This window comes from Comamonas sp. MYb69 (assembly GCF_037479315.1).
In the GTDB taxonomy this organism is placed as follows: domain Bacteria; phylum Pseudomonadota; class Gammaproteobacteria; order Burkholderiales; family Burkholderiaceae_C; genus Comamonas.
Map to the genome: position 1 here is coordinate 53,572 of NZ_JBBGZG010000010.1, position 13,904 is coordinate 67,475.

At 59.7% G+C, this 13,904-nt stretch carries 11 protein-coding genes and 1 pseudogene; 5 read left to right on the forward strand and 7 right to left on the reverse strand.

Translation table 11 applies throughout. From position 1 onward, the window contains the following. The first annotated feature begins 46 nt into the window (after nucleotides 1–46). The 4 genes from WH303_RS14830 to WH303_RS14845 all read left to right on the forward strand — a co-directional run bounded on the left by WH303_RS14830 (nucleotide 47) and on the right by WH303_RS14845 (nucleotide 4,474). Nucleotides 47–1,249, forward strand: a complete 1,203-nt coding sequence (locus tag WH303_RS14830) for a serine hydrolase domain-containing protein (RefSeq protein WP_339519420.1) — start codon at nucleotides 47–49, stop codon at nucleotides 1,247–1,249. 103 nt (nucleotides 1,250–1,352) lie between these two features. Continuing rightward, nucleotides 1,353–2,525, forward strand: coding sequence for a hypothetical protein (locus WH303_RS14835; protein WP_339519421.1), 1,173 nt, complete (start codon nucleotides 1,353–1,355; stop codon nucleotides 2,523–2,525). Between the two features lie 150 nt (nucleotides 2,526–2,675). Further along, the gene (locus WH303_RS14840) at nucleotides 2,676–3,404 is read left to right on the forward strand and encodes a right-handed parallel beta-helix repeat-containing protein (protein ID WP_339519423.1); all 729 of its coding nucleotides are present in this window, start codon (nucleotides 2,676–2,678) and stop codon (nucleotides 3,402–3,404) included. A 17-nt stretch (nucleotides 3,405–3,421) separates the two neighbouring features. Next, a complete protein-coding gene (locus WH303_RS14845) occupies nucleotides 3,422–4,474 on the forward strand; it encodes a fibronectin type III domain-containing protein (protein WP_339519425.1) in 1,053 nt (350 codons plus the stop codon). Nucleotides 4,475–4,578: 104 nt separating this feature from the next. Here the strand turns inward: WH303_RS14845 and WH303_RS14850 are convergent, their stop codons facing one another. The 4 genes and pseudogenes from WH303_RS14850 to WH303_RS23760 form a co-directional block, all read right to left on the reverse strand. After that, entirely contained in the window at nucleotides 4,579–5,904 is a 1,326-nt protein-coding gene (locus WH303_RS14850; RefSeq protein ID WP_339519426.1) for an Nramp family divalent metal transporter, read from the reverse strand. 399 nt (nucleotides 5,905–6,303) lie between these two features. Then, nucleotides 6,304–7,275 carry a ferritin-like domain-containing protein gene (locus WH303_RS14855; RefSeq protein ID WP_339519428.1) on the reverse strand — a complete coding sequence of 324 codons (972 nt, stop codon included), beginning with the start codon at nucleotides 7,273–7,275 and terminating at the stop codon, nucleotides 6,304–6,306. A gap of 577 nt (nucleotides 7,276–7,852) precedes the next feature. Beyond that, the gene (locus tag WH303_RS14860) at nucleotides 7,853–9,217 is read right to left on the reverse strand and encodes a M24 family metallopeptidase (protein ID WP_445228292.1); all 1,365 of its coding nucleotides are present in this window, start codon (nucleotides 9,215–9,217) and stop codon (nucleotides 7,853–7,855) included. 75 nt (nucleotides 9,218–9,292) lie between these two features. Continuing rightward, nucleotides 9,293–9,547 (reverse strand): annotated as a pseudogene (locus tag WH303_RS23760) (2Fe-2S iron-sulfur cluster binding domain-containing protein); the annotation flags it as partial. 29 nt (nucleotides 9,548–9,576) lie between these two features. On the opposite strand from WH303_RS23760, the gene pdxR reads away from it, so the two are divergent. Next, nucleotides 9,577–11,109 (forward strand): MocR-like pyridoxine biosynthesis transcription factor PdxR, encoded by a 1,533-nt coding sequence (pdxR, locus tag WH303_RS14865; RefSeq protein WP_339519430.1) that lies wholly within the window; start codon nucleotides 9,577–9,579, stop codon nucleotides 11,107–11,109. A gap of 105 nt (nucleotides 11,110–11,214) precedes the next feature. On the opposite strand, the gene WH303_RS14870 is transcribed toward pdxR, so the two are convergent. The 3 genes from WH303_RS14870 to WH303_RS14880 all read right to left on the reverse strand — a co-directional run bounded on the left by WH303_RS14870 (nucleotide 11,215) and on the right by WH303_RS14880 (nucleotide 13,785). Further along, nucleotides 11,215–11,661: a hypothetical protein gene (locus WH303_RS14870; protein WP_339519431.1), complete on the reverse strand. Its 447-nt coding sequence runs from the start codon at nucleotides 11,659–11,661 to the stop codon at nucleotides 11,215–11,217. Beyond that, complete coding sequence (locus WH303_RS14875) at nucleotides 11,648–12,454, reverse strand: M35 family metallo-endopeptidase (protein WP_339519433.1); 807 nt, start codon at nucleotides 12,452–12,454, stop codon at nucleotides 11,648–11,650. Before WH303_RS14875 ends, WH303_RS14870 begins: the two co-directional genes overlap by 14 nt. A 635-nt stretch (nucleotides 12,455–13,089) precedes the next feature. Next, the gene (locus WH303_RS14880; protein ID WP_339519434.1) at nucleotides 13,090–13,785 is read right to left on the reverse strand and encodes a hypothetical protein; all 696 of its coding nucleotides are present in this window, start codon (nucleotides 13,783–13,785) and stop codon (nucleotides 13,090–13,092) included. Nucleotides 13,786–13,904 lie beyond the last annotated feature (119 nt).

The following is a 13,904-nucleotide window of genomic DNA, read 5'->3' on the forward strand; positions in this document are numbered from 1 at the left end:
AGGCTGCCTAAGCTAATGGCTGTGTTTCAACCAAGGTAGCGATGCTATGGATTTGTCAGTTTCTGGCGCACCCGGCAGTGGTGTGCAGCAGGGAGTTATTGGCTTGACTGGGCCGTGGGCGCCGGTTGCCGAGGTGTTGCATAGGGCTCTGGCCGAGCAGCGCCTGGTGGGCGCCGTGGTGCTGGTCTACCAGCATGGCCAGGCGCTGTGCCGCATCGCAGCAGGCTGGGCAGACCGGGAGGCGCGCACCGCGATGGCCGAGAACACCCTGTTTCGCTGGGCCTCCGTCAGCAAGCCCGTCGTCAGTGGCGCTGTGATGCGGCTGGTAGCCGATGGGCGCCTGGGCTTGGACGAGCCCATCACCACCTGGCTGCCGGCCTTCCGTCCCCGCTTGCCCGGTGGGCGCGAGGCGCGCATCAGCCTGCGCCAGTTGCTGAGCCACACCGCTGGCCTGGGCTACCGCTTTTTTGAGGCAGACGACCAAGGGCCGTATGCCCAAGCCGGTGTGTCCGATGGCATGGATGCCAGCGGCATCGATCTGCAGGAGAACCTGCGCCGCATCGCCAGCGTGCCGCTGCTCTACGAGCCCGGCACCGGCTGGGGCTACTCCTTGGCGGTGGATGTGCTGGGCGCCCTGGTCGAAGCGGTGTGCAATACCCGCTTGCCGCTGGCTGTGGAAGCGCTGGTCACGCAGCCCCTGGGCATGGCCGATGCCGGCTTTGTCTGCCGCGATGCCGAGCGCCTGGCAACGCCCTATGTCAATGGCGGCCTAGTGTCCCATCGCCTGCAGGAGGGCGAGGTAGTGGCCCCCTTTGACGGTACGGTGGGCATCCGCTACAGCCCATCCCGCGCTTTGGATGCAGGCGCCTTTCCCTCCGGCGGCGCCGGCATGGTCGGCACGGCCGATGATGTGCTGCGCCTGCTGGAAGCATTGCGCACTGGCCAAGATGGCTGGCTGCCCGAGCAGCTGATCGCCGAGATGGCTCGCGACCAAACCCAGGGCCAAGATCTGGCGGCTGGCCCGGGCTTGGGGTTTGGCTTGGGTTTCTCGGTGCTGCGCGATCCTGCGCTGGCGCAGTCGCCTGAATCGCCAGGCACCTGGCGCTGGGGCGGCGCTTATGGCCATGCCTGGTGGGTGGACCGGCCCCGAGGGCTGACGGTGGTGGCGCTGACGAATACCTTGTACGAGGGCATGTCGGGGCGGTTTGTGGCGGAGCTGCGGGATGCCGTGTATCGAGGGGTTCAATGACCGTTTGGGATGCGGCAGCTAAGTGCTGGTTGAGTATCTCGGTAATTCCTCCCTTGTTTCCTTCGGCGCGCACTCTCCATAATGCTCGCCGAGGGGGGACAGCATGAATTTTTCAAAGGTATTTTTGCAGTGGATAGCGCTCGGAACTCTGGCCTTGTCTTGGGGGTGGAGCGCTGCTTTTCAGATTGGACCTCTTGGCACCCGACACGAAGAGCGCCTAACCAATGAATCCAACTCGACGCTGGCCGATATCGCAGGCAGGTTAGGCGTTTTGGTCAAGGCTCCGGTTCACGAAGAAATCACCCACCTTGGTAAGTGGTGCTCCGTCGAGCGAACCCATCTTGCCTCCGACACCTATTGCAGTGGTCGCGATGTCGGGTTTGCGTCCCCCTATGTCATCTACGGAGTGCGCTGGAACGACCTGCCTCCTTTTCGGCTTGAGGAAGGACAAGGCAACTGCGATTACCTAGGTCGCAAAAATGTCTGCCGCAACCAGACCATTCGTTTTTCTACCCAGCCTGCGTGCTGGTATTGCCTGTTCAAGGATGCCGAGCGCAAGGCCCAGTCCAAATCGATTGTGGGCTGCAATAGAACGGCTAACAGCATTCAAGGCAACCTGATGACCCGGTCGCATTTCGGTGATCTCCAGTTCCTGCACGGGATGGCCAATGCGGCCGATATTCATCCTGTCTCGACCAGGGTTCAGATTTTGGAGTGGCTTGAGTTTGCCTGGAAGGTATCGTCCAAGGAGATCGGGCCCCAGACTCAGCTGAAGACTATCGACAATCCTACGATCAAACAGCATTTTGGTTGCACCGAATGGACCATTGCTGATCTGTATTTGTTGGGGCGCCAGGATGCCGGCAGCGGCCTGATTACCCAAATCCGTGAAATTGCGTTTGGCTCGGTCTTGCATACCGTTCAAGACTCCTTTGCCGCAGCCCATGCTGAGCGAGAGCCTCACCAGACTGCTGAGCAATGCGAGGGCACCGCTTTCACGACACCTGCTCGGATCGTGGAGTTTCATGCCTATGGTTCTCAAGACGGAGCCCTGCACGACCATGACGACAGTCGAGAGGCTATGGCGGCTGACGCTCAGCAGCGATGGCCCGAAGCTGTTGAGGTAACGCGAAATCTGTTTGAGCTACATGCGGACGGTGCCAAATGGGCGGATGCCAGCACCTACCTGCAATGTGTGTTCACACTGAGCGACCATCGCAGAGCTTCGTCTCCTGGGCATGCATACCGGCGGATTGTCTCCACGCATGAGCGTTGAAGAAGAGCTAAGTGTTTCAGAAGCGAGATCGGTGAGGCTGCGGTGTGAACAGCCACTTTGACGGTTTGGGGTAAGGGTAAATACTTGCCTGCACAGATGGACTCTGTTTTACATTCCGTTAACCTATCAACACTTGCAAACGAGGCAACCATGCGTATCCATCTGAGCCGGATCCATCTTCGCGGGACTCCGCTATTGGCCGCATCGCTGGTGGCACTCGCAGGCGCTATAGCGGCGCCTTCGGCTTTTGCACAGGCAACGCGGACCTGGGTGTCTGGCGTGGGTGACGACGCAAACCCCTGCAGCAGAACGGCACCCTGCAAGACGTTTGCTGGAGCCATTTCTAAAACTGCCCCACGGGGTGAGATCAACGTCCTGGATCCCGCTGGCTTTGGAGCGGTCACTATCACCAAACCTATCTTGATTGATGGGGCGGCAGCAGGCACAGCTGGTGTCCTTGTCAGCGGCACCCATGCGATGATCATCGATATCGATTCGGGTACCTATCCTGATGCTACGGTGGTTCTGCGTCACTTAAATATTGATGGACTCGAAACGGGCTTGTCAGGGATTCGAGTGCTCCACGCATCCAAGGTTCTGGTCGACCATGCCAAGATTCAAGGCTTCCAGAGTGCCATCGAAGTAGCGAGCGGCGCTAACTCCCAGTTGCTGGTCCAACGCGCCGACATCGTGAACAACCGCACAGCGGCCATTTCGATGGGCGATGCCAATAGCAAGCTCTACCTCTCTGACTCATCGCTGTTTGGCAATGCCACCGCGTTCAACATCAGCGCAGGCAACGTGACCACCTATAACAACAACCGCCTGGAAGGCAATGCCAGCCCCAGCACGCCCACTGCGACCCTTTACGAGCGCTGAGCAGCATAGGATCAGCGATGACACGCCATCCACACTACCGGCTTGGCAGCAGCATTGCGCTGCTGATGCTGGCCTGCACCCTGACCCCGCTGGCCCGCGCTGCGGAACTCGTGGTCAACGGTGGCTTTGAGCAAAATGCAGGCGCGGGTTCACTCGTATTTACGGGCTGGCAAGCCATGTCCCAACCGGGATCGCAGGGGGGCTTTTATGCGCAGCAGGGCACCCAAAGTGCACTGACGCCCGTCACTGTCGCCGCGCCGCCTCAAGGCACGTTTGCGGCAATGTCCGATCAGCCTGGCCCTGGCTCGCACGCGCTGTACCAGGACATCGCCATTCCCGCAGGTAAAAGTGCGACGTTGAGCGCACAGGTCTACCTGCAAAGCGCAGCGCCTCCTTCTGCAGCACCCGCCACCTTGGATTTTCTGACGGTACCCAACCAGCAAGCACGTATCGACATCATGGATCCGGCTGCCGCTTGGAACGATGTGGGCGCTGGTGTTCTTGCCAATGTCTTCCAATGGCCGGGTGGCGCTGCCGCTAGCGGGTATCAAAGCGTTCAGCTGGATGTGACGCCCTATGCAGGACGCACCATTCGTCTGCGGCTTGCCGAGGTGGACAATCGCCAGAGCCTGTTCTTTGGGGTCGATGCAATCAGCGTCATCTCGTCCGATGTCACGCCGCCGACCAGCGTTGGCGCGGTCCGGCAAGGCAATACCGTCACCTTGACTTTCCCACCCGTGGCATCCACGCCAACGGAGACCGTGACGGGCTACCAAGCCAGTTGCGTGCCCGTAGGCGGGGGTGACACCGTCACCGCCACCGGAACGCAGTCGCCCATCGCTGTATCTGGTTTGGTGGCAGGCACAAGCTACACCTGCACGGTTGCAGCACAGACCAACGTGGGCACCGGGCCTAGCAGCCCACCCATCAGCGTTCCGGGTTCGACGACGGCAGCAGCAGCGGCAGTGCCTGCTTGGAGCTTCGCCAGCACCTTGCTGGCATCGCTGCTGATGCTGGGCGGCTTGTTTTACGGTTCCCGAGGGCGCTCTGCCCGCCTGCTACGGCGCTAGAGATCCTCTGCAAAACCCTCGCCTAAGGGGATGAACACGTATTGTCAACATGTTGATACCGAGGCAGAAAGTATTGCAGTCGGCCCTTGCCTTTCATTCCGCCCTTATGCCCATAAAAGCCGTTGCAGCATCCACAGGTTGAGCGACACCACCACGATGGCGCAGCTCCACAACAGGATGGCCATCGGTCTGCCAAAAGTCAGCGCGCCCAATGCATTGCGGCGGGTGGTGAACATCAGCAGCGGCACGATGGCAAAGGGCAGCTGCATGCTGAGGACCACCTGGCTGAACACCAGCAACGCCGTGGCGCCTTCGCTGCCATACCAGGCGGTGGCGATGACGGCGGGCACGATGGCGATGAGCCGGGTCAGCAGCGCCCGCATCGTGGGCGACAGGCGAATCTGTAAAAAGCCTTCCATCACGATCTGGCCCGCCAGGGTGCCCGTCACCGAAGAACTGAGTCCCGAGGCGAGCAGGGCGGTGCCAAACACGGCGCTGGCAATGCCAACGCCCAAGACAGGTGACAGCAAATGGTAAGCGTCTGACAGCTCGGTCACGGGAGGTGTGCCCGGGCGATTAAAAGCACCAGCTGCCACGACCAGGATGGCGGCGTTGACAAAGAGCGCCAAGCCCAATGCGACGGTCGAGTCGATCGTGGCGAATCGGATCGCCTGGCGCGTGCCCTCCGGAGTCTTGCAGTGTTCACGCGTCTGCACGATGGCCGAATGCAGGTACAGGTTGTGCGGCATCACGGTCGCGCCGACGATGCCGACGGCCAGGTAGAGCATCTCCGGGTTGGTCACAATCTCGGAGCGCGGAATGAACCCGGCTAGCACGGTGGCCAGCGGGGGATGCAGCCACATCAGTTGGGCGCCGAAGCAAATGCCGATCAAGGCCACCAACCCGATGACGACCGATTCCAGCGCGCGAAACCCCCGGCTTTGCAGCGCAAGAATCAGCATCACATCGACCACGGTGATGCAGACGCCAACGATCAGTGGCAGGCCAAACAGCAGGTTCAGGCCGATGGCCATGCCCAGCACCTCGGCCAGGTTGCAGGCCACGATGGCAATCTCGCAAAAGAACCAGAGCATCAGGTTGATGCGCGGCGGAAACTGTTCGCGGCAGGCCTGGGCCAGATCGCGGCCGCTGGCCAGGCCCAGGCGCACAGCAGCCGCTTGGAACAGCATCGCCATCAGGTTGGATACGAAGATCACCGCCAGCAAGGAATAGCCAAACTGCGAGCCACCGGCTATCGAGGTGGCCCAGTTGCCGGGATCCATATAGCCTACTGCCACCAAATAACCGGGCCCGGCAAATGCCAGCATGCGCCTTGCATTGGCCGATCGGCTGCTGCCTTGCGGTACCGCAATGCTGCGGTGAACCTGTGGCAGGCTGGGGACGGCAAGTCTCTCGTTGTCTGGTTCCATGGCGTCCGGACATTTGGACGGTGAGCCGCACGCTGGGTTGATCAGGGGGCTTTGTGTGCTGAAGGCGGGCGGCGGCATAAACGCGCTTTATCTTGCGGTTGTTGCCTGGTGCAGCGCAGCGGAGGGGGGTGTTGCCGCTGGCCCCGCAGTGATGTCGCCGCCGTTTAAAAGTGCCAGTAAATCCGTGGTGACGATGGCCAGACCTGCCAAGACAATAAAGCTCCCTACACAACGACGCGCCAAAGCGGCGGGCTTCAGCCGCCGCGTCTTGCTGCGGTCGCATGCTTGCGGGGATGGGGGCAAAAAGGACGTCATCGCAACTCCTTCGCAGAAAAACAGCTGTCTCGGGCCCGTCTTGTAGAAATCCTGCCCCAGAGCGGGGCAGGATGTTGCTACGACTTAGGCGAAGGCCGAGCTCATCACCAACGCACCATTCACACCGGCTGGGAAGAACCCGCCCTTGGTGGCAGAGTCCTTGGTCAGGTAGACGATGTTCAGCACATCACCTGGCGAGCGGCTGTAGGCAATGCCGTCGGCATCCAGGGGCACGATGTTGGAGGTGCTGTCATCCCCCACAATGCCCTGGTCCACATCGGAGGAGCCATCGAGGCTATCGCGCGCATCCGAGATGGCACCGGCTGCCGAGCGCAGCGCGGGGGTGGCGAGACCCTTGGCGTAGAGCACCGTGCGCACCAGACCTGCATGGTAAGCCTCGGCGGACAGAATGCCTGCAGCAGCTTCCAGGTAGGTCTTGTTGGTGATCAGCGGTGAGGCACCCTTGTAGGCTGTCACACCCACGTCCTCGAAGATAAAGGCGCCCAGCAGAAAGTTCTCATCACTGGCATAGGGATCGAAAGCCACGCCCGCACCCACCAGACCGGCTGCGCGCGCTGCGACCGAGAAGGCGCCGTTGGGGTCGGTGCCGCCGATGTCGATCTGCGGCTGCGCCACGGCTGCCGAGCCCAGCGCCTTGCGCAAAAAGGCCACGTGGGCCACCTCGTCCTGGGCAATCTCCTTGGCGTACTGCGCTACCAGCGGATCCTTGAAAGCCACCGCCCGCCCGCCGGTGATGCCGCCCTGCGTGCCCGTGCCCGACTGCATATTGGCAGGCAGCCCCGTGCCAAACACGGCGTAGTGGTAGAACTGCGATTCCAGATATTCCAGGTTCAGCGCAAAGTTCAGGATCTCGACATCCGTCGGGCCGTTGTTCTGGGCATTGGCATCACTGCCGCCACCCCCGCAAGCCGTCAAAATGGCCCCGCCCGCCATACCTGCTGCCATGCCTCCTGTTTTTCTGAAGAATTGACGCCGGTCTTCCAATTTCTTGGCCCGCTGTTGCAATACACCTATCAACACTGATTCGTCAGACATGTGATTTCCTTTCGAGTTGCGCTTAACGCGCCTACCTACACAGGAATGCGCCTTCACCAGGAGGGCACACGGTGCAGCAAGAAGCAGCTCAGCACAAAAGCCTTGTCAGTGGAGACTGATGACGTGGGCTCTTGCTACTTGCGGTGTACGCAGCGGATCGACAGGTGGATTCAGTATTTTTAGGATCTTTACAATTCGACGTAATTTCTAAATCGTTGGGATGGATTCCTGCTGAAATATCTAAGGGGTTTGGGGTTTTGATAGACATATCAGGTATGGCTTTGCTCGATATGGCCTTTATGAATACCAGCAGCTGTTAGCGATGTTGGCGTTGGTTAGTAGCAAGCGGAATGGCAAGATCTGCTGCGGTCGCACAGAACCGCAAGCGATAGTGGCCAACCCGCATGACATCCAAAAAACCTACTGCCGCCACGTCAACCCCCCGTAACGCGATATCCAAGTTCAATCCCACACCTGCACTCAAATATTCGCCTTTCTGCAGGATCAATGAAGGCAGCCCCGGTTGCGGCATTTTCTCGGTGATGTAGGCGAAGGGGGCAGCGGATGTCGCCTGCTACTACCCCCGTAGCAAAACATCCTCAAAGAAAGCCCCAACCGGACGCTCACGGTCACGCAGCTGGATCTCGAGGACCCACAGACCGTCGCCAGGCGCGAATCCGGCTTGCGCCAGTTTGTGGCGGCCATAGAGCGCATGCGGAAAGTCAGCGATGCGGTGGCCGGCCATTTCGTGCACCAAGGTGCAGCCATGGCGCAGGGCGGCAGTTTCAGCAAATGCGTAGAGGGCGATGCCATCGGCGCCGCCCAACCAGGCTTCCCGCGTTTCATCGAAGACCGCCCGGGCAGCGCGTGCGCAGCGCTGGTGGACGAGGTCGTCGCCGAAAACGAAGGTGTCGCCATAGTCGCCCTCGTAGCCGTCCCATACCGGGCCGATATCGATGAAGACGATGTCGTTTTCTTTCAGCCGCCGTTCGGGATCGCCCAGGTCCCGCGAGGTGCAGGTCGTATCGTCCCCAAAGCGGATGATGGTCGGGTGCCAGTTCCGTTCGGCGCCCAACTCGCGCAACCAGGTGTCGGCCTGCGCCCGCGCCTCTGCCGAACTCATGCCCGGGGTCAGCCGTTCGCTGATGTACTGAACCGCTGCAATCGAGCGCTCACGCGCCGCCAGAATGCCGGAGCGCTCGAAGCGGGGGCTGGTGCGTTCCCAGTCGTTCGGCGCATCGTCGCGGCCGCTGGGTACAAAAGCGTCGGCCTTCCAATGGGTGGCGGGCAGGCCGGCATCGAGCAGTGCCTGGCGGGCGTCGCGCAGCATATGCGGGTTGCCGCAGGCATGCACGCGGGTCCGGCGCCAGTCGTGCCCTCCGTTCAAGGCATAGTCTTGGACATGGCGCTGTAGCGCGGCATCGCTGCCGGCATGTCCTTTCGTCGCCTCGGGAGCGACGGCAGTCCATCGCAGACGGGCGTCGGCTGCCGCCCAGGCATCCAGCTCCTGGCTGGCATAGTGGTCTGCGGCATGGCGGCCGCCCCAGTACAGGATCACGGAAGGAACGGCGGGATCTGCCAGCGCCGTCTCGATCAGCGCACGTACGCCCGCATAGCCGGTTCCTGTCGCAAGCAGCACCAGTGCTGCCCCTGCCTCGATGGTGTCGGCTGCGCCAAAGGGCGCCATCACCTGCAGGCTGTCACCGGCCTTCAGCCTGCGCAGCGCCCCATCGGAAAAGCGGCCGTTGGCCACTTGTCGAATTTGCAGCTCGATGGGGTCGCGTTCGTGGCTGCGGCGGTTGGCGATCGAGAAGCAGCGATGGTCATCGCCCTCCAGACCCACACGCAGGTGCTGGCCCGGCTGCGTAGCCAATGCGCCGCCGGGATCGAGCACGACGCGCACCACATCGCTGGACAGCGACTCCCGCAGCAGCACCTGCATGCGGTATTGCTGCGGCAAGGTCTGCGGCGTCCAGTCTGGAACCTCCAGTACCAGCGCACCAAGCGCACGTACCTGGCACATCAGCACCCGCCCCGGACCGGGGTCACAGGCGTTCGCCGCTGCATGGGCCGTCGGTGCATAGTCACCCGAGACCACGATGGCAGCGCAGGACCCGCAGGCGCCGCGCTGGCAAGAGAATGGCACGGACACAGCTGCGGCGAGCGCTGCATCTACAACGCTGGATTCAGCGCCGGTTGCAAGATGCGCTCCCTGGGGGAGCAGCGTGCAGATGTCCGTGGAGAGTGGGGTGCTAGGTATTGGATTCTTCATCGCCTGGAAGATACGTACACTATGGCCTTGTGAAAATAGCCATTTCCAAGAATTTGACCAAGCCACTTTCAGCCAAGCCGACTGCCACCGCCACGTTTGATCTCCCGGTACTTCCGCTGCTGGAGACAGAGACACGCCAGACCTGGGTCTACCGTTTGCTGCGTGAGGCCATCCTGCGTGGCTCCTTGCAGGCGGGCATGCGGGTGCCGTCTTCCCGGGCCTTGTCCAAGCAGCTGGAGGTGTCGAGGTCAACGGTGGAGGTCGCTTTTGACCAACTGCGCGCAGAAGGCTATGTCAGTGGCGTGGTCGGCTCGGGCACCTATGTCAGCGCGGCGCTGCCCGATCAGTTTTTGCGAGCGGCTTCGCAGGCATCCGTGCGTAAGTCTCCTGGCCCGCATGCGGGATCAGTCGATGTCTCGGCATCGGCAACGCTGCGGCCGAGTCGCCTGGATGCTGCCTTTGTTGCGCGCATTGCTGACCCAACGCTTTTTCCGCTTGCCACCTGGCGCAGGCACCTGCAGGTCGCTGCGCGCAGCCTGCCCATGCATGAGCTTATGGGTGGCGAGCTGTTCGGTTCGCTGTCACTGCGCAGCCAGGTTGCCCGCTACCTGGGCGCGGCGCGGGGCATTGCATGCGATCCGGCGCAGATCGTGATCGTGACCGGTATCCGGCAGGCTTTGCATCTGGCAGCGCGCGCGCTCTTGACGCCCAGCGACACAGTGCTGCTGGAGGACCCCGGCTATGTGCTCGCCTCGGACATCTTTGCCCCCTATGCGCAAAGCATCGTGCCGGTGGCCATTGATGCGTCTGGGTTTTCCGTGGCCGAAGCGCGCCGGCATGCAGATGCGCGGGCCGCACACATCACGCCTGCACACCAATCGCCCACCGGCGTCACCATGCCGGTGGCGCGTCGCCTGGAGTTGCTCAACTGGGCGAAGGAACAGCAGGTGTGGCTGCTGGAGGACGACTACGACAGCGAATTCAACTACCGCAGTGCACCCCTTCCCGCCCTCAAGAACCTGGACCAGCACGACCGCGTGATCCACTGCGGCAGCTTCAACAAGACCATGTTCTCGGAGCTGAGAATTGGCTATATGGTCGTCCCTCATGCGCTACTGCCGGCCTTCGCGCTGGCTTGCCGGGCGATGGGGCCATCGGTGGGCGTGATTGAACAACGGGCGTTGGCCAGCTTTATCGAGGACGGTGGGTTTGCAAGGCATGTACGGCGGTCGCGCATCGTCTATGCCAGCCGCAGAGACCGGGTATTGGCGTTACTGCGCGACGCGGTCGCGCCCCTCCCGCTGCACACCAGCGGTGAGCACGGAGGTTTTCACTTTGTGTGGTGGTTGCCGGAATGCATTCCGCTCGCTGCGCTCTGGCAGCAGGCAACTGCTCGCGGCCTGCGCATCGATATCGTCGCCGACCATTGCCGCGGCAGCCGGATGCCGCCAGGTATTCTCATGGGGGATAGCGCTTTGAGCGATGAAGGTCTGGATGATGCCCTGGCGAGATTGCGTGAGGCGATTGCTGCTGTGCGGGTTGATTTGCCGAGCGGGTCTTGAACATCTACCTGCTTGGCTCGTCGCTTTGGATAGCTGGTGATAGCAACTACGCAGAATGGCGACCATGCCATGGATACCGCCTGCTGGACTTCTGCTGGTCTTTGATCAGCGTGCAATGGGTACAGGCAAACAAGACGGCAGTTTCAGCTTCTCAACGTCGGGCGTGATATCGATGAATACAACGTCTGTGGAGGGAAGCACATCCAGCTTGGGCTTGGTATGCCCATAGAACACCACTCTAGTGGGGGTATCGGCAGGAAGTTGTTGGGAGAGTAAATGCTTTATGGCCTCGCCCCGCTTTTTTGCCAATGCCTTGGCCTCTTCAAGGTTTGGCGCATAGGCATTCGCTTCGATGCCTAGGCTGCCCACTGCGGGAAACATTTTCAATGTGGACTGAAACCAATCCTGCAGCTTCTTGTTTTCAGCTTCAGATAGAGTGGTTTTTCCACTTTCGTAAAAAAGATCCACCGCGCTTACATACCTGCATGCAAAGGCTGAGGTATGCAAGGAGAAAATTAAAGCAGCAAATGCTAAGTTTTTATAAATTGCCATAGATGACTCCATGTAGTGCGAACAAAACGAGATTGTCGGTATTGTTAATTGCTTTAGACGGATCCGTCCTGGCGAGCCTTTCAGATAATTTCGCATCATAGACATAATCCAAGGATGTAAAAGTGCTCTGGAAATGGCATACCTCGTGCAGAATAGTTCCAATTTTTGAACTGTAGTCGCTCGAATAAGTTCTACTATTGCAGTAGCCGGGATAGATGGCAATATGATGTCCGCCGTCGATGGGGCAGACAGCTGCATGCACTCCATCATGGTCTAGGCTAGGTGCGCATCCGTATAGCATGCCAGTGGCTGGCTTGACAAAATTCTCTCCCGACAGCTGCTTTATCACTGAGACACATTTCGGATAACCATTTAGCAAAATTCTTTTAAGCTTCTCACTGTCAGTGCCAAACCAATGTATGGCTCGCTCACGGGTGGTGGGCCCCCATTGGCGGACGGATGGAATGACATCTTTAGTAAGTATCTTTATTAATTTTCCCTTGATTTCGTTGAACTCTTCAACGAACTCTTTATTTGTCATGTTCGCGCAGATGCGATCATCGATGGTTTCCGTGGATTCAGGAGAGGGGAAGGGCGGATAGCTTCTTTTGAATTGCTGTGCTTCACCACCTAAGAAGCGTCCTTGGTCCGACCACTGGTCTAACGAGCGAAAGTAATGTTCGTCTGCTGAGAAAAAGTTCTTATTAAAAGTAATTGGTTCCGGCAGCGGTTGTAGCGGTGATTGGGCTCGGACTCCAGAGGTCCCACAACCATACTCGGTTCTGTTTTCCATTCCGTTGAGTGGACCTGGCTTTATGAAAAGTACCATTGCTTATTCCCTTGCTAATAAATCTGAACTTACTTAGAATTTCGCCCATGCAGCATATATTTAACTTTGGGCTGGATATTGCGGAAAATCGATCTCAGTGCCGTTGTCCCCGCGCCGTATTTCCAGTGTGTTTCTCGCGATTGCGTAATTGAGTGGTGTTCGCATCAACACGCTATCATTCTATAAATTAATTTATTCAATCTAAATAATAAAATCAATAGCTATTTTACACATGGCGCAAGCATCATGGGCTATCCGTGGTTGTAGATATGCAATAGGTCGCTCGCATCAGCAAGGGACGCCGGTGAGTTGTCGCCATGGCCGAATAGGGCGCACGATCGGGATGTGGCTTGTCGAGAGGGAAAATCGGTGAAGCAGGGTTGGGTTGCAGGCGCAAGCTAAACCTGCACCGTCGCTGCACTGATCCAGATGGCCGAGCGCGAAGCAGCCAAGGCATCAGTGTTCAAGGTTCATCTACCGTAGAAGCAGCGTCGATACCTGCGTGAATCTTGGTCAGCAGGCAGCAGGCAGCAGGCAGCAGGCAGCAGGCAGCAGGCAGCAGGCAGCTGGCGTAGCTGTCGACGCGAGGCGGCTCGTTCCTAGGTTCTCGGGGGCTGCGGGGTGCCTGCCTTGGGCTCCCAAGTGCTGGAAGCCCTTGCTGAATTGAACCAGCTGAAAGGGTGGTATCGCCTGAATCGAAGAGCATGGGGCACTACGTCCGCGATAGCGTCCTCTACTTCGTCGCGCAGTGGCCGACCGCCATCTTTGCCCACCGTGCATGCGTTGACCACCAGGTCTCCGTCACGGTACCAGTGCATCAGCCGGCTTTGGAAGAAGCCTCGACCTCCGCGTTCCCAAGCTAGCCTGAATACGGCATCGCGATCTTTCCCAATCGGGCTTATCCCCAAAGAGCACTGAAAGGGGATGGCATTCATCAACACCAGGCCGGTATCTGCGGTGATCGGTAGGTCTGCAGCAGCGATGCGCTGGCGGATACGCTTACCAGTGGGGCCGTTAGCGGGGCATGGCGTGTAGAAGAACTTGGCGCTGTATTCGTCAATGTGCGGCGATTCCATGACCAGCAGAACGCATGGGTTCGCTGGGCGCATGGCTGGATTGCTACGGGCTGCATTTGACCAGTCTGCCTTTCCCTCCAAGTCGGCGATGAGGCCTGCATACCTGTCCGGACAGTGACCTGGAAACTGGGTGTGACTGGCCTGGACCGTCTTGACGATGTGCTTGAACCAGTCGTCGCTTCCCGCCAGGGCCGCGTGTTCATGGAGGTCTGCTTGCATGGCGAAGGCGCCCGTTAATCGTTGAGATCGCTTGATTCTGGCCTGACTTCGCTCTTGTGCTTCGACGCCGGCAGCTGTATGGCAGCGGCAGCTGGATGCCAAAAGAGCGCAATCAGGCC

What these genes read in the sequence shown, in the direction of transcription:
- WH303_RS14870 (WP_339519431.1), bottom strand. Translation starts at nt 11,661, where the DNA reads ATGGCAATTTATAAAAACTTAGCATTTGCTGCTTTAATTTTCTCCTTG.
- WH303_RS14840 (WP_339519423.1), top strand. Translation starts at nt 2,676, where the DNA reads ATGCGTATCCATCTGAGCCGGATCCATCTTCGCGGGACTCCGCTATTG.
- WH303_RS14835 (WP_339519421.1), top strand. Translation starts at nt 1,353, where the DNA reads ATGAATTTTTCAAAGGTATTTTTGCAGTGGATAGCGCTCGGAACTCTG.
- WH303_RS14845 (WP_339519425.1), top strand. Translation starts at nt 3,422, where the DNA reads ATGACACGCCATCCACACTACCGGCTTGGCAGCAGCATTGCGCTGCTG.
- WH303_RS14850 (WP_339519426.1), bottom strand. Translation starts at nt 5,904, where the DNA reads ATGGAACCAGACAACGAGAGACTTGCCGTCCCCAGCCTGCCACAGGTT.
- WH303_RS14860 (WP_445228292.1), bottom strand. Translation starts at nt 9,217, where the DNA reads ATGCAGGTGCTGCTGCGGGAGTCGCTGTCCAGCGATGTGGTGCGCGTC.
- WH303_RS14830 (WP_339519420.1), top strand. Translation starts at nt 47, where the DNA reads ATGGATTTGTCAGTTTCTGGCGCACCCGGCAGTGGTGTGCAGCAGGGA.
- WH303_RS14880 (WP_339519434.1), bottom strand. Translation starts at nt 13,785, where the DNA reads ATGCAAGCAGACCTCCATGAACACGCGGCCCTGGCGGGAAGCGACGAC.
- WH303_RS14855 (WP_339519428.1), bottom strand. Translation starts at nt 7,275, where the DNA reads ATGTCTGACGAATCAGTGTTGATAGGTGTATTGCAACAGCGGGCCAAG.
- WH303_RS14875 (WP_339519433.1), bottom strand. Translation starts at nt 12,454, where the DNA reads ATGGAAAACAGAACCGAGTATGGTTGTGGGACCTCTGGAGTCCGAGCC.